At 63.3% G+C, this 19,004-nt stretch carries 17 protein-coding genes and 1 tRNA gene; 11 read left to right on the top strand and 7 right to left on the bottom strand.

All coding sequences use genetic code 11. From position 1 onward, the window contains the following. Positions 1-9 precede the first annotated feature (9 nt). Positions 10-1,488, top strand: coding sequence for an efflux transporter outer membrane subunit (locus tag BZG29_RS23520; RefSeq protein WP_253192684.1), 1,479 nt, complete (start codon positions 10-12; stop codon positions 1,486-1,488). A 9-nt stretch (positions 1,489-1,497) separates the two neighbouring features. On the opposite strand, the gene BZG29_RS23515 is transcribed toward BZG29_RS23520, so the two are convergent. Further along, positions 1,498-2,415 carry a LysR family transcriptional regulator gene (locus BZG29_RS23515; RefSeq protein WP_077408024.1) on the bottom strand — a complete coding sequence of 306 codons (918 nt, stop codon included), beginning with the start codon at positions 2,413-2,415 and terminating at the stop codon, positions 1,498-1,500. Positions 2,416-2,529: 114 nt separating this feature from the next. Between BZG29_RS23515 and BZG29_RS23510 the strand changes: the two genes are divergently transcribed. From BZG29_RS23510 to BZG29_RS23490, 5 genes are all read left to right on the top strand, one after another. Then, positions 2,530-3,129: a short chain dehydrogenase gene (locus BZG29_RS23510; protein WP_077408022.1), complete on the top strand. Its 600-nt coding sequence runs from the start codon at positions 2,530-2,532 to the stop codon at positions 3,127-3,129. Between the two features lie 94 nt (positions 3,130-3,223). Continuing rightward, positions 3,224-4,948 (top strand): hypothetical protein, encoded by a 1,725-nt coding sequence (locus tag BZG29_RS23505; protein ID WP_077408020.1) that lies wholly within the window; start codon positions 3,224-3,226, stop codon positions 4,946-4,948. A gap of 153 nt (positions 4,949-5,101) precedes the next feature. Further along, positions 5,102-5,797, top strand: a complete 696-nt coding sequence (locus tag BZG29_RS23500; RefSeq protein ID WP_077408018.1) for a hypothetical protein — start codon at positions 5,102-5,104, stop codon at positions 5,795-5,797. Between the two features lie 104 nt (positions 5,798-5,901). Next, on the top strand, positions 5,902-6,633 hold the full coding sequence (locus tag BZG29_RS23495) for a BON domain-containing protein (RefSeq protein WP_077408016.1): 732 nt from the start codon (positions 5,902-5,904) through the stop codon (positions 6,631-6,633). A 153-nt stretch (positions 6,634-6,786) separates the two neighbouring features. Beyond that, on the top strand, positions 6,787-8,079 hold the full coding sequence (locus BZG29_RS23490) for an MFS transporter (protein ID WP_077408014.1): 1,293 nt from the start codon (positions 6,787-6,789) through the stop codon (positions 8,077-8,079). 56 nt (positions 8,080-8,135) lie between these two features. On the opposite strand, the gene BZG29_RS23485 is transcribed toward BZG29_RS23490, so the two are convergent. Beyond that, complete coding sequence (locus BZG29_RS23485) at positions 8,136-10,298, bottom strand: S9 family peptidase (protein WP_077408012.1); 2,163 nt, start codon at positions 10,296-10,298, stop codon at positions 8,136-8,138. Between the two features lie 174 nt (positions 10,299-10,472). On the opposite strand from BZG29_RS23485, the gene BZG29_RS28365 reads away from it, so the two are divergent. Then, complete coding sequence (locus tag BZG29_RS28365) at positions 10,473-11,519, top strand: lysozyme inhibitor LprI family protein (protein WP_216350326.1); 1,047 nt, start codon at positions 10,473-10,475, stop codon at positions 11,517-11,519. Between the two features lie 3 nt (positions 11,520-11,522). Then, positions 11,523-12,026: a hypothetical protein gene (locus tag BZG29_RS23475; RefSeq protein ID WP_077408008.1), complete on the top strand. Its 504-nt coding sequence runs from the start codon at positions 11,523-11,525 to the stop codon at positions 12,024-12,026. A 14-nt stretch (positions 12,027-12,040) separates the two neighbouring features. Here BZG29_RS23475 and BZG29_RS23470 read toward each other — a convergent pair whose 3' ends face one another. The 5 genes from BZG29_RS23470 to BZG29_RS23450 all read right to left on the bottom strand — a co-directional run bounded on the left by BZG29_RS23470 (position 12,041) and on the right by BZG29_RS23450 (position 15,889). After that, on the bottom strand, positions 12,041-12,439 hold the full coding sequence (locus tag BZG29_RS23470) for a hypothetical protein (protein ID WP_077408006.1): 399 nt from the start codon (positions 12,437-12,439) through the stop codon (positions 12,041-12,043). 106 nt (positions 12,440-12,545) lie between these two features. After that, a tRNA-Lys gene (locus BZG29_RS23465) sits at positions 12,546-12,621 on the bottom strand. A 67-nt stretch (positions 12,622-12,688) separates the two neighbouring features. Continuing rightward, positions 12,689-14,443, bottom strand: coding sequence for a GspE/PulE family protein (locus BZG29_RS23460; protein ID WP_077408004.1), 1,755 nt, complete (start codon positions 14,441-14,443; stop codon positions 12,689-12,691). A gap of 47 nt (positions 14,444-14,490) precedes the next feature. Continuing rightward, positions 14,491-15,279, bottom strand: coding sequence for a spermidine synthase (locus tag BZG29_RS23455; protein ID WP_077408002.1), 789 nt, complete (start codon positions 15,277-15,279; stop codon positions 14,491-14,493). A 97-nt stretch (positions 15,280-15,376) separates the two neighbouring features. Further along, entirely contained in the window at positions 15,377-15,889 is a 513-nt protein-coding gene (locus BZG29_RS23450; protein WP_034785134.1) for a glycine zipper 2TM domain-containing protein, read from the bottom strand. 561 nt (positions 15,890-16,450) lie between these two features. On the opposite strand from BZG29_RS23450, the gene BZG29_RS23445 reads away from it, so the two are divergent. The 3 genes from BZG29_RS23445 to BZG29_RS23435 all read left to right on the top strand — a co-directional run bounded on the left by BZG29_RS23445 (position 16,451) and on the right by BZG29_RS23435 (position 18,955). Beyond that, positions 16,451-16,849 carry a barstar family protein gene (locus BZG29_RS23445; RefSeq protein ID WP_034747450.1) on the top strand — a complete coding sequence of 133 codons (399 nt, stop codon included), beginning with the start codon at positions 16,451-16,453 and terminating at the stop codon, positions 16,847-16,849. A gap of 156 nt (positions 16,850-17,005) precedes the next feature. Then, entirely contained in the window at positions 17,006-17,614 is a 609-nt protein-coding gene (purN, locus tag BZG29_RS23440) for a phosphoribosylglycinamide formyltransferase (RefSeq protein ID WP_077408000.1), read from the top strand. Between the two features lie 21 nt (positions 17,615-17,635). Next, complete coding sequence (locus tag BZG29_RS23435; protein ID WP_034785138.1) at positions 17,636-18,955, top strand: RsmB/NOP family class I SAM-dependent RNA methyltransferase; 1,320 nt, start codon at positions 17,636-17,638, stop codon at positions 18,953-18,955. Positions 18,956-19,004 lie beyond the last annotated feature (49 nt).

Raw genomic sequence — 19,004 nt, 5'->3', positions numbered from 1 at the left:
GTACACATCATGAACACAGTTATGACCAAGATCGCCGCAGCCGCCTCGCTGGCCGTGCTGCTTGCCGCCTGCGGCACCGTGGGCCAGGATTTCAAGGCGCCCGCCAATCTGGCCGGCATCGACACGGCCACGTTTCGCCACGGCGCGGGTAGCGCGGACGCCGCGCAATTGCCGGCCGAATGGTGGAGCGTGTTCGGCGACGACACCCTGAACCGGCTGGAACAAGCCGCGCTGCGCGACAACCCGAGCGTGAAAGCGGCCGGCGAACGCCTGCTGCAGGCGCTGGCGCAAAGCGGCACGGCGCGCGCCAACCAGGGCCCGAGCGTGAACGTCAGCACGGGCATCTCGAACTCGCGTACCTCGGCCAACACCTCGCAGGGCCTGGCCCTGGGCAACCGCTCCATCAGCGGCAACAATTTTTCCGTCGGCGGCACGCTGTCGTATGAAGTCGACTTGCTGGGCCGCGTCAAACGCATGGTTGAAGCGGCGGACTCGCAGGCGCTGGCGGCGCAGGCCGACCGCGACGGCGTGCTGCTGATGCTGTCGGCGCAAGTGGCCAGCCATTACTGGCAGCTGCGGGGGCTGGACGCGGAAATGGCCATCCTGAACGGTGCCTTGGACACGCGCCGCGAGTCGGCGCAGCTGGTCGAGGCGCGCTTCAATGCGGGCCTGACGAATGAGCTGGACCTGGCGCGCGCGAAAGTCGAACTGTCGAACGCGCAGGCCGACCTGCATGAAGTCAAGCGCCAGCGCAACCAGCTGGAAAACAGCCTGGCCACCTTGACGGGCAAGCCGCCGTCGGCGCTGCAGCTGCCGGTGGCCGCCGAGCCTTCCAGCCTGCCCCTGCCGCCAGCCATCCCCGTCGGCCTGCCCGCCAGCCTGCTGGCGCACCGCCCCGACCTGGTCTCCAGCGTGGCGGGCCTGCGCGCGGCCAACGCGCAAGTGGGCGTGGCCGAAGGCGCGTTTTACCCGTCGCTGCAATTGACGGGCAATTTCGGCTACGCGTCCGAAAAGCTGCGCGACCTGGCGCAGGGCGGTTCGCGCCAGTTCAGCTTTGGCCCGCTGGCCCTGTCCCTGCCCATCTTCGACGGCGGCCGCAACCAGGCGAATCTGGATTTGAGCAAGGCGCGCTATGCGGAAGCCGTGGCGAACCACGAGACGAAGCTCTTGACGGCCTTGCGCGAAGTGGAAGACGCCTTGTCCGACGTGGAACAGCGCCAGTTGCAGGGCGACGCCCAGGCCCTGTCGCAGGCAGCGGCGGCGCGCGCCTACCTGGTGGCGCGCACGCGCTACGAGCGCGGCATCTCGACCTACCTGGACGTCACGGATGCCCAGCGCAGTTCGCTGGCGGCAGACCGCGCCGCCGCGCAGATCAAGACCCAGCGCCTGCTGGCGACGGTCGCCGTGGCCCGCTCTTTAGGTGCCGGCTGGCAGCCGGACGGCGAGCTGGCCAAGCTGGCGTCGGCGCCCGCCGCAAAGGTGAACTAAGCTTCCCGGTTACGTGAGCGTGGCCGGCGGCGGTGTCGCCGCCGGCCCGTAGCGTTCCAGCAGAAAATCGATGAAAGTCGTCAGCTTCGGCGTGGGCTGGCGGTCGCGCGCATACACGAGGTGCATGGGGCGCGGCGCCGGCACGTAGCCGGCCAGCAGCGGCACCAGCCTGCCGGCGGCGATATCGCCGGCCATCAGGATTTCCGCCTGCATGACGATGCCGAAGCCGTGCAGGGCCGCCACGCGCAGCGCCTGACCATTGTTCGAGCGGAAGCGGCTCTCGCGCACGGGGCTGCCGTCGTCGTCGCCGCTCCTGGCCAGGCGCCAGCGCACATGGCGCGTCCATTGCATGAAATCGAGGCATTCGTGGCGCGCCAGGTCGGCCGGCGTGCGCGGCGTGCCGTGCCTGGCCAGGTAGGCGGGCGCGGCGCAGATCACCATCGCATACGGCCGCAGCACGCGCGCCACCATGGCGGAATCTTCCAGCTTGCCGATGCGGATGGCCGCGTCGAACCCTTCCTCCACCAGGTCCACCGTCCTGTCGTTCAGGTTCAGTTCCAGGCTCACTTCCGGATACGCATCGAGGTAGTCGGCCATCAGCGGCGCGATGCACTCGCTGCCGAAGGACACGGGGGCCGTGATCTTCAGCTTGCCGCGCGGCGCCGCGCGCATGGCTTCCGCGCCCCGTTCCGCCGCATGGATGCTGGCCAGGATCTGGCGGCACTGTTCCGCATACTGCTGGCCGATTTCCGTCAGGCTTTGCCGCCGCGTGGTGCGCGCCAGCAGCCGCGCGCCCAGCCGCTCTTCCAGATATTTGATGTGCTTGCCCACCATCACGGGCGAAATCTGGAACGCTTCGGCGGCGGCCGTGAAACTGCCCGCATCGACGACAGCGACAAAAATCTCCATGCTGCGCAATTTATCCATGGCATTCCGATTGCAAACTGTGGGTTGGTAATCTTGTAAATTCTAGCGTATTTATTCCTTTTTGTAAGCGGCGCATACTGGCTCCATCGTTCAACAGCAGACAAGGACAGCATCATGAAAATCGTCATCATCGGCGCCAGCGGCACCATCGGCACGGCCGTCGCCGCCCAACTGGCGCAACGCCATGAAATCATCGAAGTGGGCAGCCGCAGCGGCACCCACCAGGCCGATATGGGCGACATCGCGCAAGTGCGTGCCCTGTTCAAGCGCATCGGCAAGGTCGATGCCGTCGTCGTGACGGCCGGCAAGCTGCATTTCGGCCCGCTGGCTGAATTTACGCCCGAGCAATTCCAGCTGGGCCTGGACAGCAAGCTGATGGGCCAGGTCAACGTGGCGCTGGTGGCGCAGGAATACCTGAACGACGGCGGTTCGATTACCTTGACCAGCGGCATCGTGGCCGAGCAGCCGATCCGCTTCGGCACGGCTGCCACCATGACCAACGCGGCCGTGGAAGGTTTTGTAAGGGGCGCCGCCATCGAGTTGCAGCGCGGCGTGCGCATCAATGTCGTCAGCCCCACGGTGCTGGCCGAGTCGCTGGAGTCGTACGGCCCCTTCTTCTACGGCTTCGAGCCGGCCGCCGCCAGCCGCGTCGCCCTGGCCTACAGCCGCAGCGTGGAAGGGGCGCAGACGGGGCAGGTGTACAAGGTCTGGTAAGCCAGCGCTGCAGGCGGGGGCGTTGGTGGATTACAATTTGCCTCACTTGGGGTCAGACCCGCCGGGTCTGACCCCAGAATTTAACCGAGGCCCCATGAAAAAACTCCTGATTCCCCTGCTGATGGCCGCCGCCGTCGGCAGCGCCTGCGCCGCGACGCCAGCCGCCACCCCGGCCACCGCGCAACAACTGACCAGCATGAGCGCCCGCTATGCGCCCGTCGCGCTGACGGCCGATGTCACGCACCTGTCCGCGGGCGACCGCCAGGCCATCGCCAAGCTGGTCGAGGCGGCCAAGCTGGTCGACGTGCTGCAGCTGCGCCAGCGCTGGTCCGGCAATGAAGCGCTGTGGGCAGCCTTGAAGAAGGACAAGTCGGCCCTGGGCCAGGCCCGTCTGAACTATTTCTGGATCAACAAGGGGCCCTGGTCGGTGCTCGACGCGCACGCCTCGTTCATGCCGGCCAGCTATGCGGGCATCGCCATTCCCGCGCACAAGCCGGAAGCGGGCAACTTCTATCCGCAGGGCGCCACCAAGGCCAGCCTGGAAACGTGGATGAATGGCTTGCCGGCGGACGACAAGCAGCAGGCGCAATGGTTTTTTACCACCATCCGCGCGGGCAAGGACGGCAAATACCACACAGTAAAATATTCGGATGAATACAAGGTGGAGCTGAAACAGCTGGCCAAATTGCTCGACGAAGCGGCGGCCGCCACGGACAATGCATCGCTGAAGAAATTCCTGACCCTGCGTGCCAAGGCTTTCCTCGACAACGATTACTTGCCGTCCGACTTCGCCTGGATGGATCTCGATTCGCCCGTCGACATCACCATCGGCCCGTATGAAACGTACAACGATGAACTGTTCGGCTACAAGGCCGCCTTCGAAGCCTACGTGAACATCCGCGACCAGGCGGAAACGCAAAAGCTCAACTTCTTCGCCAAGCACATGCAGGAGCTGGAAGACAACCTGCCGCTCGACGCCCGCTACCGCAACCCGAAAGTGGGCGCGCTGGCGCCGATGGTGGTGGTCAACCAGGTGTACGGCGCGGGCGACGGCAACATGGCCGTGCAGACGGCCGCCTACAACTTGCCGAACGACGAGCGCATCATCAGCGCGCGCGGCTCCAAGCGCGTCATGCTGAAGAACGTGCAGGAAGCCAAGTTCAAGGCCACCTTGACGCCGATTTCGAAACTGGTGCTCACGCCCGCAGCGCAGCAGGACGTCGACTTCAATTCTTTCTTCACGCACATCCTCGCGCATGAAATCATGCACGGCCTGGGCCCGCACGCCACCGTGGTGGACGGCAAGCCATCGACGCCGCGCCAGGACTTGAAGGAAGCGTATTCCACCATCGAAGAAGCCAAGGCGGACATCACGGGCCTGTTCGCGCTGCGCTACATGATGGACAAGGGGCAGCTGAACGACACCCTGGGCCAGGGCGAGGCGGCCGAGCGCAAGCTGTACAACACCTTCCTCGCCTCCGGTTTCCGCACCCTGCATTTCGGCTTGACGGATTCGCATGCGCGCGGCATGGCCATCCAGATGAATTACATCCTCGACAAGGGCGGTTTTGTGTCTCTGGGCGACGGCAAGTTCGGCGTCGATTTTGCGAAGATCAAGCAGGCCGTGATCGACCTGGACCGCGAATTTTTGACCATCGAGGCGACGGGCGACTATGCGCGCGCGCAAGCGATGATGAGCAAGTACGTGGTCATCCGCCCGGAAGTGCAGGTGGCGCTCGACAAGATGAAGGCCGTGCCCAACGATATCCGCCCGGAATTCGTCACGGCGCGCGCGCTGGACAAGGCGACGAAGCAATAAGCTGACCTTGATTATTATCAGTCTGAAAAGCCGGTGCCTTGCGCACCGGTTTTTTTTCGTCTTTATTTGTGAAAAGTTGCCAGTTTTTCCTTGTGGAAATACATCCACCGCTTACTCTGCAGTGGTAAATCCTCCTTTCTTCCCGTCTATCCCATGTTGAAACCGCTCTTGCTGATGAGCTTGCTCATCGTTTTGCCCGCCGTGGCTGGTCCCGGGCTGACCGATCTGGAAACCCGCTGGCTGCAGGCAGGCCAGCCTGTCATCACGTTTGCGCGCGCGCAAGGTTTGCCCGTCGATATCATCGTGCAGCCCCAGGATGCGCCCGGCGCCGTGCCGCTGGCGCTGGGCTACGAAGGGGCGCGCTGCAAGCTGGTGCTGTCCTTGCGCGGCAATGCGCAGGCGGACAGTGTCTTGCAGGGCGTGCCGCCCGCGCGCCAGGGCCTGATGATGGAAGCGATGACGGCGCATGAGATCGGCCATTGCCAGCGCTATGCGCAGGGCGACTGGCATGCCTTGCCGCGCGGTTTTGTCGAGCCGCGCAGCATGCAGTGGGGCAGGTTGACACCGCTGGCGCAGGAGTTGCGCGAGACGCGCCGCGAAGAGGGCTATGCGGACCTGGTCGCCCTGGCCTGGATGCATGCACGCCACCCCGGGCAGTACCAGCAGGTGCTGGCCTGGATGCGCGGTGTGCGCGCGGCTGGCGGGGCCGCGGACGGCGGTGTAGGCAGTTCCCACGCCACGCAAGGCTGGCTGGCGCTGGCCGATGGCGAGGGTGCATTTGATGACTCCGCTTCACCATTTGAACAGGCGCAAGTATTGTGGCGGAAGGGCTTGAGCGGCGACAAATAAACATGATTTTTCACGCAGATGGCCTGTCAGCGTGTGCTGTCGCACGGAGCTTTGCGCGCGGCAGGGGTCTAATCTGGGCATCAATTAACCAGAGAGGAACCATCATGAACAAAATGATCGCACTCATGCTGGCAGCCAGTGCCAGCGCCCTGCTTGCCGCTACGCCCGCGTATGCGCAGGATGCCTCGTACAAGAGTTTGACGGACAAGGCATCAAGTGATTACAAGCAGGCCAAGGCGGCCTGCGACAGCCACAGCGGCAACGCGAAAAAAGTCTGCGTGGAAGAAGCCAGGGTGGCGCGTGCCAAGGCCGATTCGGACGCCGTGGCCCAGTATCGCAACACGCCGCGCGAGCTGGGCAAGGCCCGCAAGGATGTCGCCAACGCCGAGTATGACCTGGCCAGGGCCAAGTGCGGCGACCGCACTGGCGCCGATAAAACCACGTGCATGAACGATGCCAAGGCGGCGAAAACGGCGGCGCTGGCGGACGCCAACACGGGCGCCCGGGCCGGCACCAACGTGGCGCAAAATCCGCCCGCCACGACGAAGGAAAACTGCGACGCCATGGATGCGACGGCCAAGGCCGCCTGCATGACGCGCAATGCGGCCGGCAGCACCAAGACGGCCATGTCCGACTCCGTCATCACCACCAAGATCAAGGCGGATCTCGTCAAGGACAACGACTTGAAAGCGCTCGATGTGCACGTGGAAACGGTCAACGGCGTCGTCATGCTCAGCGGCTTCGTGCCTTCCCAGGCGCAAGTGAAAAAAGCTGCGGACCTGGCCCGTGGCGTGGAAGGCGTGACGGATGTGAAGAACGGCTTGAAAGTGAAGTAAGCGCATTTTGCACAGGCGTTAAGGTCAGGACTGGAGCCGCACGCAGCAGTGCAGCTCCAGTTTTTTGATTGTATAAATTACGATCATAATATAACATGGGAAAAAGCCCGCCAGCAGGCGGTGCTGGGCTAACTCTTTTCTCATGGGGACTGCATGCTTTCCTATCCTTTTTCGCAATGGCTGGAGCGGCGCGGCATGCACTTTGCCTGGGTCATCGTCGCCATCACTTTCCTCACCGCCTTGACGTCGTCTGCCGCGCTGGGCTTGCCGGGCGCGCTGATGCAGCCGCTGAGCCGCGAGTTCGGCTGGGATGCCGAGCAGATTTCCTCGGCCCTGGCCGTGCGCTTCGTGCTGTTCGGCCTGATGGGGCCGTTTGCCGCCATCCTGATGGAGCGCTTCGGCTTGCGCAATATCATTTGCGTGGCGCTGGGCCTGATCGCCGCCGGCATGCTGCTGGCCACGCGCATGACGCAGTTCTGGCACCTGGTGGCCCTGTGGGGCATCCTGCTGGGGTTGGGGTCGGGCATGACGGCGCTGGTCCTGAGCGCCGTGGTGGCGAACCGCTGGTTCGAGACGCACCGGGGCCTGGTGGTGGGCGTGCTGACGGCCAGCTCGGCCACGGGCCAGCTGCTGTTCCTGCCCGTGGGCGCCTGGCTGATCGAACACTACGGCTGGCGCACGGCCGTCATGCCCGTGTTTTCCGCCTGCGCCATCGTCGCCGTGCTGGCTTTCCTGTGCATGCGCAACCGTCCGCAGGATGTGGCCTTGCGTCCGTATGGCGCCGATCCGGCCACGCCGCTGGCGCCACCGCCAGCAGCAAAAATGACGTTTGCCACGCCCTTTTTGATATTGCGCAGTGTTGCAGCGAATCGCACCTTCTGGATACTGTTCGGCACCTTCTTCATCTGCGGCCTCAGCACCAACGGCTTGATCCAGACGCATTTCATTTCCCTGTGCGGTGACTCGGGCCTGTCCGCCGTGCCGGCCGCATCCGTGCTGGCCATGATGGGCGCCTTCGACCTGTTCGGCACGATCCTGTCCGGCTGGCTGTCGGACCGTTATGACAACCGCAAACTGCTGTTCTGGTATTACGGCTTGCGGGGCTTGTCGCTGTTCTGGCTGCCGTATTCGGAATTCACCTTGTACGGCCTGTCGTTGTTCGCCATGTTCTACGGCCTGGACTGGATTGCCACCGTGCCGCCCACCGTCAAATTGGTGGGGGTCACGTTCGGCCGGGAGCGGGCGGGCATGGTGTTCGGCTGGATCTTTGCCGGCCACCAGCTGGGCGCCGCCGTGGCCGCGTATGGCGCGGGCCGCATCCGCACCTTGATGCTGACCTACAACCCGGCCCTGTTCGCGGCTGGCGCCGCCTGCCTCGTGGCCGCGCTGATGGTGCTGGCGATCGCCCGCCAGAAGGCGGCCGTGGCCGCTGTCCAGCCCGCATGAAAAAAAGCCAGGCCCGCGTGAGCGGAACCTGGCTTTTCAAGAAGCGTACAGCGCGATTATTTTAAATACTTGGCGAGCCAGCCTTCTACTTCGCTATAGAAAAAGCGGCTGTTCTCGCCCTTCAATATCCAGTGGTTTTCGTCCGGGAAGACCAGCAATTTCGCCGGCACGTTCAGGCGTTGTTGCACGGCAAAGTTCATCAAGGCATTGTTGGCCGGCACGCGATAGTCGAGTTCGCCCACGGTGATCAGGATCGGTGTCGTGAAACCCGTGCCTTTGTCGTGGTTGCCCGCTTGCATGACCGGGCTTTGCTCGCGCCACACGGGCAGGTTGGACCAGACGGGGCCGCCTGCATTCGTTTCACGGCCGAAACCGCCGTCGCTGGTGCCCCACTGCATGATCAAATCCATTTCGCCCGCGTGCGAGACGATGGCCTTGTAGCGCGTGGTGGTCGCCTGCAGCCAGTTGGCCAGGTGGCCGCCATAGCTGGCGCCGCCGGCGGCCAGTTTCGTGCCGTCGATGAATGGATATTTCTTGATGGCTTCATCGACGCCCTGGTTGACTTCGTCGCCGGGGCCCTTCAAGGGGTCGAATTGAATCGAGCGCGAGAATTCCTCGCCATAGCCGGTGGAACCCTTGTAGTCCGTCAGCAGCACGACATAACCTGGCTTGGCCAGCAAGTGATAGTTCCAGCGCAGCACGAACTGGTCGCGCCACATGCTGGCTGCGCCGCCGTGGATGACAGTAAACAGCGGATATTTCTTGTCCGGATCGAAATTGGCCGGCTTGACGAGCATATTGTGGATCTGGCGGCCGTCGGCCGTCGTGAACCAGAAGTGCTCGGGCGCCTGCCAGTCGATCTTGTCTGCCTTGTCCGTGTTGAATGCCGTCAGGCGCTTCGGCTGCTTGCCGTTGAAGGCATAGATTTCCGGCGGATTGATGCTTGACTCCCACACGCCGACCAAAGCCTTGCCGCCGCTGCTCAGCGAGTTGATGGTGCCCGTTGGCAAGGATGGTTCCTCGCGCACCTCGCCGCCCCTGGCGTCAATCGAGTACAGCTTTTCCAGGCCCGCATGTTCATAGCTGAAGAGGACGCGCTTGCCGCCTTCGGGCAGCACAAAGCGCGAAATCGACCGGTCCAGCTTGGCTGTCAGGATGGCCGGCGCAGGGTTGCTCATCGGCCAGGCGAAGCTGGCCAGGCGTTTCACGTCATACACTTTGCCGGGCGTTTGCGCGTCGCTCAAGGCGAACAGGGTCTTGCCGTCGGCGGCAAATTTCAGGGAACCGTAGCTATGTTTGTCCTGCGTCAAACGCTGCGCTTCGCCGCCGGCCACGGGCAGCAGATACAGTTGCGAAACTACGGCTTCGCGCTGGGCCGCATCGCGGTTGCTGGCCGCGTTGAAGACGACGGCCTTGCCATCGGGCGTCCAGACGGCGTCCAAGGATTGTCCCTCGTCGCCCTGGCCGCCGCCAAAGCCCGGCAGGGTGACCAGTTGCGTGCCCGACAGGATGTCGCGCGCTGTGTTCTCACCCTTGGCATCAGGCTGTGCATCGACGATGAACAACCGCACCTGCTTGTCCGTCAGCCATTTGTCGAAATAGCGCGGTGCCGTCGTTTCATACGAACGGGCGCTGTATTTGCGCTCCTTGCGCTCTTTCGCGCTTTGCTTGACGTCGGCTTCCGTCTTGTTGCCAGGATAGATGTCGCTGATGAACAGCAATTGCTTGCCGTCCGGGCTCCATTTCGGCATGCGCGCGCCCAGGGTGAGCGAGGTCAGGCGTTGCGCTTCGCCGCCGGCGGCCACGTCGAGGCGGTAAATCTGTCCCGCTTCATCGCCGTCGCGCTTGGCAACGAAAACCAGCTGGCGGCTGTCCGGCGACCAGGCCACGGCGCTTTCGCCACCCTTGGAAGAGGTCAGGCGGCGTGCGGGGCTGTCATCAAGCAGCGACTTGATCCACAGATCCGATGCTTGCTCCTTGTTGTCGTAGGCGCTGTCGACCACGGAAAACACGGCCCATCGCCCATCGGGGCTGGCGACGGGCGCGCCCACCCGTTTCATCAGCCATACGTCTTCATGCGTGATGGCGTGCCTGGCCTGCGTGGCGGCAACTGGGGTGGTGGCCTTGGTATCGGCGGCGTGAACGGTCGTTGCCAGCGAGGCGCAGGCCGCTGCGATCAGCAGGGAGCCGAGGGAACGGCGAAGGCGGGGTGAGGTCATGGGCGTGGTCCGGAGTAGTGAAAAAAGTACAGCGGGCAACATTATTGCTCATCGTTTCCTGCACTGCCAAGGCTGAGTACCGTTACTTACCAGGCCGCCGCACGCATGGCGGACGGGCGGGGCTTATCCGATCAGTTAAACTTGCCGCTTTACTCACGCTGGCGCCGATTCAACATGAAAATTAGTCTACCCTTATTGAAAACGCTATTGCTGGGCGCGAACTGCCTGCTGGCCGCCCCGGTTTTTGCCGCTGCCGCCGCACCGTACCCGAATACCAGCGCCATGGGCGTGGGTCACGCGGAAAGCACGGCCTGGTATGCGGGCTGCCTGAAGGTCAAGGATGCGGCGCCGCCGCCTGCGGACTTGCCGGCGCCCTCCGCCGTGGCATCCCTGCAGCAATGCCAGGCGACGGACCTGTATTACGATACCAAGAGTATGTCCTCGCCCAAGCCGGCCGACTGGCGTCCCGTGCGTCATTGCGCCATGGCCACGCAGAACAGCGCCGTGTTGATGATGCTGTACCAGAATGGGCAGGGCGTGCAGAAGGACCCGTTGCTGGCGCTCAAGTATGCGTGCAGCATCGATGCGGCGCCGGCCGAGATGCGGGGACGCATCGAGCACTTGCAGCAGATCAATGCCAGCGGGCGCGGCATGATCGACTTGTGCGACGACATCACCAGCGGCTACATGATGGGCGTGTGCAGCGCCATCGATGCGCGCCAGAAACAAAGAGTGCGCGCACAGGCGACAGGCAAGGTCAGCGCAAGCATGCCTGCCGTGGCGCAAGCGTCGCTGCAAAAGCTGCAGGCGGCGGCAAGCAAGTTTGCCGATGCGCGCGCGGCGAATGAAACGGACTTGAGCGGCACGGCGCGCGCCGCCCTGAGCATCGCCGCCCGCACGGCCGAGCTCGACCAACTGGCGCACGATCTGCGTGAGTACGAGGCGGGCAAGTTGCCGGAAAGTATGTCCAAGGAACAGGCGGCGGCGCTCGACAAGGAACTCAACGCCATCTACGGCAAGCTCATGAAAAAGCCCGCGTCCACCTATGCTGGTGCCGTGGGCAAGGACGGCATCCGCGCCACCCAGCGCCTGTGGCTCGCGTACCGCGATGCCTGGATGAATTTTGGCGCCGTGCGCTATCCGGCCGTCAGCAGCGAGACCTGGGCCGGCCGGCTGACGGCGCGGCGCAATGCCCAATTACAAGATTTGCTGGAGAATTGACGCATGCGCGAAGCCTATTATCACGAAGATGACTATTGCATGATCGAACTGTTGCCGCTGGATAACTTGCAGCACTGCCTGACGCAGATGGGCGAGCAGCAGGCGTTCGCCGACGCGCACCGCAGCGGCGCCGGCTGGACGGACATGTACGTGCCCGAGGCGCCGCCGTCGCCGCTGCGCGCGCTGGGTCTTACGGCGGATCAGCTGCGCCTGGCGCTGGCCGATGCCTTGCCGCCCTATGAGGCCGTCTACACGGGCTACAGCAGTTATCGGGTGGAGTGCAGGAACGTGCTGGCCTTTGGCGGCGACAAAACGGAAACATTATTTGCGGGCCTGGACGAGCAGGGCATCGTGTGCGACCTGTGGTGCAGCGACGGCATGCCCGAGCTGTTGCTGTTGCCCCTGAAGGAGCAGCTGTTGCTGGCCGATTGGGGCGCAGGGTTTGCGTGTCCGCTGGCCGACGGCGACTTGTTCGCCCGTTATCTGCAGGAGTATGAACTGGACTGATCGAACTGAACTGATTACTCGCAGGCGATGGCGTTCGGCTGCGCCACCTTGACCACGGAGGCCAGGCGCGCCATGTCGTTGCCGTCGCCTTGCTCGACGTACGGTTGATACGTGTCAATGACGATGCGCGCGCGGGCTTGCCAACCGCAATTGTCCGCCTGGCGCGCGGGCACGCGCAGCAGCCGGCGCGCCTGGGCGTCGTTACTGAAACAAAACCACGCATCGTGCGTGGCGGCAGGGCGGGGCAAACGGCCCCACTGCGCCTTGTCGGGCGCGAAGCAGACGCGGTTGCCGATGATTTCCAGGCTCATCTCGTCCGTGCGCGCGCTGTACTGGCCGTCGAGCACGATAGGCGTTTGCGCCTGCGCAGACAGGCAGGTGCAGCTCAGGAGGAGGGCGGCGGCAAGTTTCATGCGTTTCTTCTTTCAGGGCTGGCAAGATGAAGGGCCAGTATAACCGCGGGGCTGGAAACGCAAAAAGCCAATCCCGAAGGATTGGCTTTTTGGTACTGCGCATTCGTGGTAGGCCGTGCGGGATTCGAACCTGCGACCAACGGATTAAAAGTCCGCTGCTCTACCAGCTGAGCTAACGACCCGAAAGAGGCCGCATTATATATCAGTTGAAAAAGAATGCAAAGCATTCCTGCGAGAAAGTACTGAAGCTCACGGCAGGGCCGCCGTGAGCTTCAGCACTTCGTCGACGCTGGTCGTGCCATCGATGATTTTGCGCGCGCCGGCGATGCGCAGAGGCGTCATGCCGTCCAGCAGGCTCTGGCGGCGCAGCGCGTGCAGGTCGGCACCCGCCTTGACCAGCTGGCCGAACGTTTCCGTCACGCCCAGCAGTTCATAAATGCCGGCCCGCCCCAGGTAGCCGCTGTGCCGGCACAGGGCGCAGCCGACGGGGCGGTACGCTGCGGCCGGCCGTTCCAGCTGGCCGCCCGTCAGGCGCTGCCAGGCAGCATCGTCCGGGGCGGCGCCCGGCTGCTTGCAGGCCGCGCACAGGCAGCGCAGCAGGCGCTGCGCCAGCACGCCGGCCAGGCACGCTTCCAGCAGATAGGCGGGCAAGCCCAGCTCCAGCAGGCGCATGACGGCCGAGGGCGCGTCGTTGGTGTGCAGGGTCGACAGCACCAGATGCCCGGTCAGCGCCGCCTGGATGGCCATCTCGGCCGTGGCCAGGTCGCGGATTTCGCCCACCATGATGATGTCGGGATCTTGCCGCATCAGCGCCCGCACGCCATCGGCAAACGACAGTTCGATGCCGGCCTGGGTTTGCACCTGCATCTGGTTGAAGGCCGGTTCCACCATTTCGATGGGGTCTTCCACCGTGCACACATTGACTTCGCTGCCGGCCAGCGCCTTCAGGGTGCTGTACAGGGTGCTGGTCTTGCCCGAGCCCGTGGGGCCCGTCACCAGCACGATGCCGTGCGTGCGCGCCGTCAGCTGGCGCCAGCGTTCGGCGTCCACGGGCGGAAAGCCCAGCTCGGCCAGGCTCTTGACGGCCACTTCCGGGTCGAAGATGCGCATGACGAGCTTTTCGCCGAAGGCCGTGGGCAAGGTCGACAGGCGCAGCTCGACTTCCTGGCCTTGCGCATTGCGCGTCTTGATGCGGCCATCCTGGGGCCGGCGCTTTTCCACCACGTCCATGCGTCCGAGCAACTTGATGCGCGCCGTCATGGCCAGCAAGACCACGGGCGGCAGCTGGTAGGCCTGGTGCAGGCGGCCGTCGATGCGCAGGCGCACGAGGCCCGCGTCGCGCTTCGGTTCCAGATGGATGTCGGAAGCGCGCTGGGCAAACGCGTATTGCCACAGCCAGTCGACGATGCGCACGACGTGCTGGTCGTTGGCGTCGAGGCTGGCCTTGCCGCGCCCCAGTTCCACCATCTGCTCGACATTCTGGCGCAGCGCCAGGTCCTGCGTGGACGCCAGTTTCGCCACCTTGACGGAACTGGCCAGGCTGAAAAATTGCGCGATGGCATCGGCGATGTGCAGCGGATTGGCGATGACCAGGCTCAGCTTGCGCGGCGCCAGCTTGCCCAGCTGTGCCTGCCAGGCGAGCGCGTAAGGCTGGGCCGTGGCGATGACGATGCGGTCAAGCGTGCTTTCCACCGGCAGGATGTTGAAGCGGGCCGCATAGCCGGCCGTCATGACGTCGGCCACCTGGCTGAAATCGATGTGCAGGGGATCGATGCGCATGTACGGCAGGCTGGCACGTTGCGCCAGCCACGCGCACAGGGTGTCGAGCGTCAGCGCGCCGCGGGCGATGCTGCACAGCGGATGCAGGGCCGGCGCCGGCAGCAGGGCGGCCTGGGTGGCGATGGCGGCCGCTTGCGCCGCGTCGAGCAAGCCGTCTTCCTGCAGCCAGGCCAGCAGTTGCGGCAGTTGCAGCGGTGTATCGGGAGAAGGAGGGGATGCGGGCATGGCCGGCGCCTTTCCGGGCTGCCGGCCTTGCCTGGACTTGCCGGCGGTTACAGGGTGCTGACGATGCCCTTGACCCAGGACTTGGCGGGCAGCTTGGTCTCGGCGACGATCTGCTTGGCGCGCTCGAGCAGGGCGGCTTGCGCTTCGGCATCGAGTGCCACTTTCGTCTTGAAAGCGATCGCCACCACGTTCCCATCATGGACTTCCGGCAGGCAGATCACCTGTTCAAACGCAAACTTCATCGCCTTGATGTTCTTTGCGTAGCTGGGGTGGTCGCCAAACAGGTTGACCGTCATGATGCCGTGCGGCGCCAGGCAGGCGCAGCAGGCGGAATAGAACTCTGCGCTGTCGAGCACGGGACCGCGCGCCGTGGCGTCGTACAGGTCCACTTGCAGGGCGTCCAGGGTGCCGTGGTTGGCGTCATCGTTGACGTATTCGAGCGCATCCATCTCGCGCACGTGCAGGCGCTCGTCGTTGGGCGGCAGCTTGAACATCGAGGCGCAGATGGTGATGACGGACGGGTTCAGTTCGATGGCCTCGACCTGTGCCTGCGGGAACTGGCGGTAGCAGAACTTGGTCAGCGCGGCCGTGCCCAGGCCCAGCTGGGCGAGGCGCTGCGGCTGCTCGATCCACAGCATCCACGCCATCATCTGCTGCGCGTATTCGAGCTCCGGCCAGTCCGGCTTGCGGATGCGCATGGCGCCCTGCACCCATTCCGTGCCGAAATGCAGATAGCGCACGCCATCCATTTCCGACAGGGTGACAGGGGCGTAGCGGGGCTTGCGCGCAGGGCGCGAGGATTCGACTTGTTCGATGGATTTTCGTTTGATAAGCATAAGGCGGCCTGAAAGTGTGCCGCATTATAGCCCGTGCCGGAGCGCCATAAAAAATGCCAGCCGCTGGGGCTGGCATGGTAGGGGCCGGTTGCGTCGCTTACTGCTGAGCTGGTTCGATGGAGACGCGCAAGCGGATGCGTTCGCCTGGATCGTAGGACATGATGCTCGTGTAGTTGCGGCCGCGGTAGTCGTACGTGACCTGGTAGCCATTGTTGCGCGATTCCCAGTGGTCGACCTGACGGCATTGCTTGACGGCTTGTTCCTGCATGCCGCCCTGGTAATTGTTCTGGTTGTCGACACGGTCGCCGACGACGGCGCCGGCAATCGCGCCGGCGGCCGCTGCGGCCGTGCGGCCATTGCCGCCACCGACCTGGCTGCCGAGCAGGGCGCCGGCGATACCGCCGACGATGGAGCCGCCAGCGCTGCGCTGTTGCGGCGGTGCCTGGACTTGCACGTATTCCGTACGGCATTCCTGGCGTGGACGATTGATCTGTTCCACTTGCGGCACGACGCGCACGACCTTGCCGAAATCTTCAAAGTCGGCGGCCTGGGCGAGTGGCAATGCACCGATACAAAGGGCTGACATCATCAATTTGGCTTGCAAGTTCATTTGTAACCTCGTTATCTAGAGAATCTTTCAGGGTATTTTTTACAACTTGGGGACTATAGTAATCCCGCCGGGCGGCGACAAGTGTTTCGCATGGCAACAAAATGTAACAGCCCAAGCCCCTTGCCCCACAGTCTGTAACATGCACTTTCAATCGATACAAGATGTTGAAGTGACTTGAAACCAGCGGTTTGTAACAAATCTTGCGTTTGACATCATATTCGGGTTGATTCATGCAGGACAACACGTTACCCTAATACGCGTATGGCTTATATAAAATCGCACTGAATCGCATAAAAGTTGATACAGATCGAATCACCGCGTGCGCATTGACCCGCGTGCGGGGATGCAATAAGACGAGCAGCTAAGTAATGCTCAGGAAAATATTGTGAATTTATAACGAACAGAACCGGATGCTATGCAAGGCGTCCGCTGCGACGCAGTGCGAGCACTGCTAGCAGTGGGCAACGCCGCAGAGCGCCGGTTATGGAAGTTAGAAATTACAATAATTTATTGGGGGTTACTTAAACAGATCCATACATAACAGGTCGATTTGAGGGAAAAATGAGTTTGTTACTAACCGTGCCGCCCAACCTTGTCCAGTCCATCCGTGCCTTTCGCGTGACCGAATTACAAGACGAGGCGATCCGTCTCGGGCAGCACTTTTTATATGCGCATTGCAACGCTGGGCAGACCAAACAACAAGTCATCGGCATTATTGCAGAAGCATTCCTGTTTCCGAAAAACCTGGCGAAGAATTTCGATGCCTTGCGCCTGTGCCTGACAGACACCATGTTCAAGGCCGGCACGCAGACGGGTTTCCTGGTGGTGCTCGAGCAATTGCCAAATACGCAAAAATTCGACAAGGAAGCGCGCGAGATCCTGCTCGACGTGTTCCGCGACGCGGCCGACTACTGGGCCGAGAAGAAAGTCCCGTTCCGCGTCTTCTATTCGTTCGAGTAAGCACCTACTTACGCCACGGCGGCGTCAAGCCAGCCTTTTCTGCCCTGGTCGGGCGGCGCAATCGGGCAGCGGCGGCGGCCCGGCAGGTATGTTGCGCCGCAACAATAATACCGGCCTTTCTAGATTCGCATCGCCATAGCGGGTACAATGCGCGCTATGAAAAATATCGTTATCCTCATTTCCGGACGCGGCAGCAACATGGAAGCGGTCGTCCGCGCGGCGCAAGCCGAGCAATGGCCAGCCCGTATTGTCGCCGTCATCAGTAACCGGGCCGATGCCCAGGGACTGGTTTTTGCCGCGGAACATGGGATAGCGACGGCAGTCGTTGCCAACAAGGATTATGCCAGCCGCGAACAGTTCGATGCGGCGCTGCAAGCCGTGATCGACGGCTACACCCCCGACCTGGTCGTGCTGGCCGGTTTCATGCGCATCCTGACGCCGCCCTTCGTCGAGCATTACGCGGGGCGCATGCTCAATATCCACCCGTCGCTGCTGCCGCTGTTCCCGGGCATGGCGACGCACCGCCAGGCGCTCGAGGCGGGCGTGACGGAACACGGCGCGACCGTGCATTTCGTGACTGCCGAGCTTGACCATGGCCCGGCTGTGGCGAGCGCGGTGGTGCCAGTCTTGCCAGGCGACACAGAAGACAGCTTATCGGCGCGCGTGCTGGTACAGGAACATCTGCTTTACCCGCGCGCCATCCGCCTGTTCATTGACGATAAACTGTCAGTCGAGCATGGCCAGGTCCGCGTGGACCCTCAATAAAATATTACAGGAAGAATAACAATGAGATTGCCACCAGCGATACTTGCCAATGCTGAAGAAGTATTGCGCGAAATTTTACGTTTCACGGCCCCGGCCGACACCACCCTGTCGCGCTATTTCCGCGACCATCCGCGCCTCGGTTCGCGCGAACGCGGCGCCATCGCCGAAGGCATTTATGCCGTCCTGCGCAACAAATCGTTCTTCACCGACTTCGCCGAAGCGGGCAGTGGCCCGACCATGCGCCGTTTGACGATCCTCGGCCTGGCCGAAGCCGTCGGTGCCGACTCCCTGGGCGGCCTGACGGAAGAAGAAGTGGAATGGCTGGAACGCATCACGCAGATCGACCGCAGCCTGATGCCGTCGAACATGCGCGCCAACATGCCGACCTGGCTGTTCGACAAGCTGATCGCCCAGTTCGGCGAAGCGGAAACCATGAAGCTGGCCGATGCGCTGAACGCGCCGGCGCCGCTGGACTTGCGCGTCAACTCGCTCAAGGCCACGCGTGACGACGTGATGCTGGCCCTGGCCGAAGCACCTATCCTCAGCACGCCGACGCCGTATGCCCCGCTGGGCTTGCGCGTGATCAAGAAGCCATCGTTGCAAAACCTGCCATTGTTCCAGAGCGGCGCCATCGAAGTGCAGGATGAGGGCAGCCAGATCCTGTCGCAGATCGTCGGCGCCAAGCGCGGCGAAATGGTCGTCGATTTCTGTGCTGGTGCGGGCGGCAAGACCCTCGCATTGGGCGCGCTGATGCGCAACACGGGCCGTTTGTACGCGTTCGACGTGTCGGAAAAGCGTTTGGCCAAGCTCAAGCCGCGCATGGCCCGCAGCGGCCTGTCGAACGTGCATCCGGTGCAGATCGCGCATGAGCGCGATGCCAAGATCAAGCGTCTGGCCGGCAAGATCGACCGCGTGCTGGTCGATGCCCCGTGCAGCGGCCTGGGCACCCTGCGCCGCAATCCGGACGTCAAATGGCGCCAGCAGCCGAACTCGATCGTCGAGCTGCAAGCCAAGCAGGCAGCCATCCTGGCCGGCGCGGCGCGCCTGGTCAAGGGCGGCGGCCGCCTGGTGTACGCCACCTGCAGCTTCCTGAACGAAGAAAACGACTTTATCGCCGAGCAATTCCTGGCCGCCCATCCGGACTTCACCCTGGTGCCGATGAGCAAGGTGCTGGCCGAACAGAAGATCGAGCTGGAAATGGGCGACTACCTGAAATTGTTGCCGCACCTGCACCAGACCGACGGCTTCTTCGCCGCCGTGTTCGAACGCAAGGTCATGCCGAAAAAAGTCTACGCCGATGAAAAACCGGCCGACGACGTTGACGCTGAACAAGCCGAGTAAGCCTGTCACGGGCCGCCGCTGCACCCTGCAGCGGCGGCCTTCAATGCCG

It is taken from the genome of Janthinobacterium sp. LM6, from assembly GCF_002002885.1.
GTDB classification, from domain to species: domain Bacteria; phylum Pseudomonadota; class Gammaproteobacteria; order Burkholderiales; family Burkholderiaceae_D; genus Janthinobacterium; species Janthinobacterium kumbetense.
This window is presented reverse-complemented; position numbering and strand designations above follow the sequence as displayed.

Excerpts from the sequence above, each read along its gene's own strand:
- BZG29_RS28365 (WP_216350326.1), top strand. The coding sequence starts at position 10,473 with ATGAAAATTAGTCTACCCTTATTGAAAACGCTATTGCTGGGCGCGAAC.
- BZG29_RS23460 (WP_077408004.1), bottom strand. The coding sequence starts at position 14,443 with ATGCCCGCATCCCCTCCTTCTCCCGATACACCGCTGCAACTGCCGCAA.
- BZG29_RS23470 (WP_077408006.1), bottom strand. The coding sequence starts at position 12,439 with ATGAAACTTGCCGCCGCCCTCCTCCTGAGCTGCACCTGCCTGTCTGCG.
- BZG29_RS23455 (WP_077408002.1), bottom strand. The coding sequence starts at position 15,279 with ATGCTTATCAAACGAAAATCCATCGAACAAGTCGAATCCTCGCGCCCT.
- BZG29_RS23515 (WP_077408024.1), bottom strand. The coding sequence starts at position 2,415 with ATGGATAAATTGCGCAGCATGGAGATTTTTGTCGCTGTCGTCGATGCG.
- purN (WP_077408000.1), top strand. The coding sequence starts at position 17,006 with ATGAAAAATATCGTTATCCTCATTTCCGGACGCGGCAGCAACATGGAA.
- BZG29_RS23445 (WP_034747450.1), top strand. The coding sequence starts at position 16,451 with ATGAGTTTGTTACTAACCGTGCCGCCCAACCTTGTCCAGTCCATCCGT.
- BZG29_RS23485 (WP_077408012.1), bottom strand. The coding sequence starts at position 10,298 with ATGACCTCACCCCGCCTTCGCCGTTCCCTCGGCTCCCTGCTGATCGCA.
- BZG29_RS23500 (WP_077408018.1), top strand. The coding sequence starts at position 5,102 with ATGTTGAAACCGCTCTTGCTGATGAGCTTGCTCATCGTTTTGCCCGCC.
- BZG29_RS23490 (WP_077408014.1), top strand. The coding sequence starts at position 6,787 with ATGCTTTCCTATCCTTTTTCGCAATGGCTGGAGCGGCGCGGCATGCAC.
- BZG29_RS23510 (WP_077408022.1), top strand. The coding sequence starts at position 2,530 with ATGAAAATCGTCATCATCGGCGCCAGCGGCACCATCGGCACGGCCGTC.
- BZG29_RS23505 (WP_077408020.1), top strand. The coding sequence starts at position 3,224 with ATGAAAAAACTCCTGATTCCCCTGCTGATGGCCGCCGCCGTCGGCAGC.
- BZG29_RS23450 (WP_034785134.1), bottom strand. The coding sequence starts at position 15,889 with ATGAACTTGCAAGCCAAATTGATGATGTCAGCCCTTTGTATCGGTGCA.
- BZG29_RS23435 (WP_034785138.1), top strand. The coding sequence starts at position 17,636 with ATGAGATTGCCACCAGCGATACTTGCCAATGCTGAAGAAGTATTGCGC.
- BZG29_RS23495 (WP_077408016.1), top strand. The coding sequence starts at position 5,902 with ATGAACAAAATGATCGCACTCATGCTGGCAGCCAGTGCCAGCGCCCTG.
- BZG29_RS23475 (WP_077408008.1), top strand. The coding sequence starts at position 11,523 with ATGCGCGAAGCCTATTATCACGAAGATGACTATTGCATGATCGAACTG.
- BZG29_RS23520 (WP_253192684.1), top strand. The coding sequence starts at position 10 with ATGAACACAGTTATGACCAAGATCGCCGCAGCCGCCTCGCTGGCCGTG.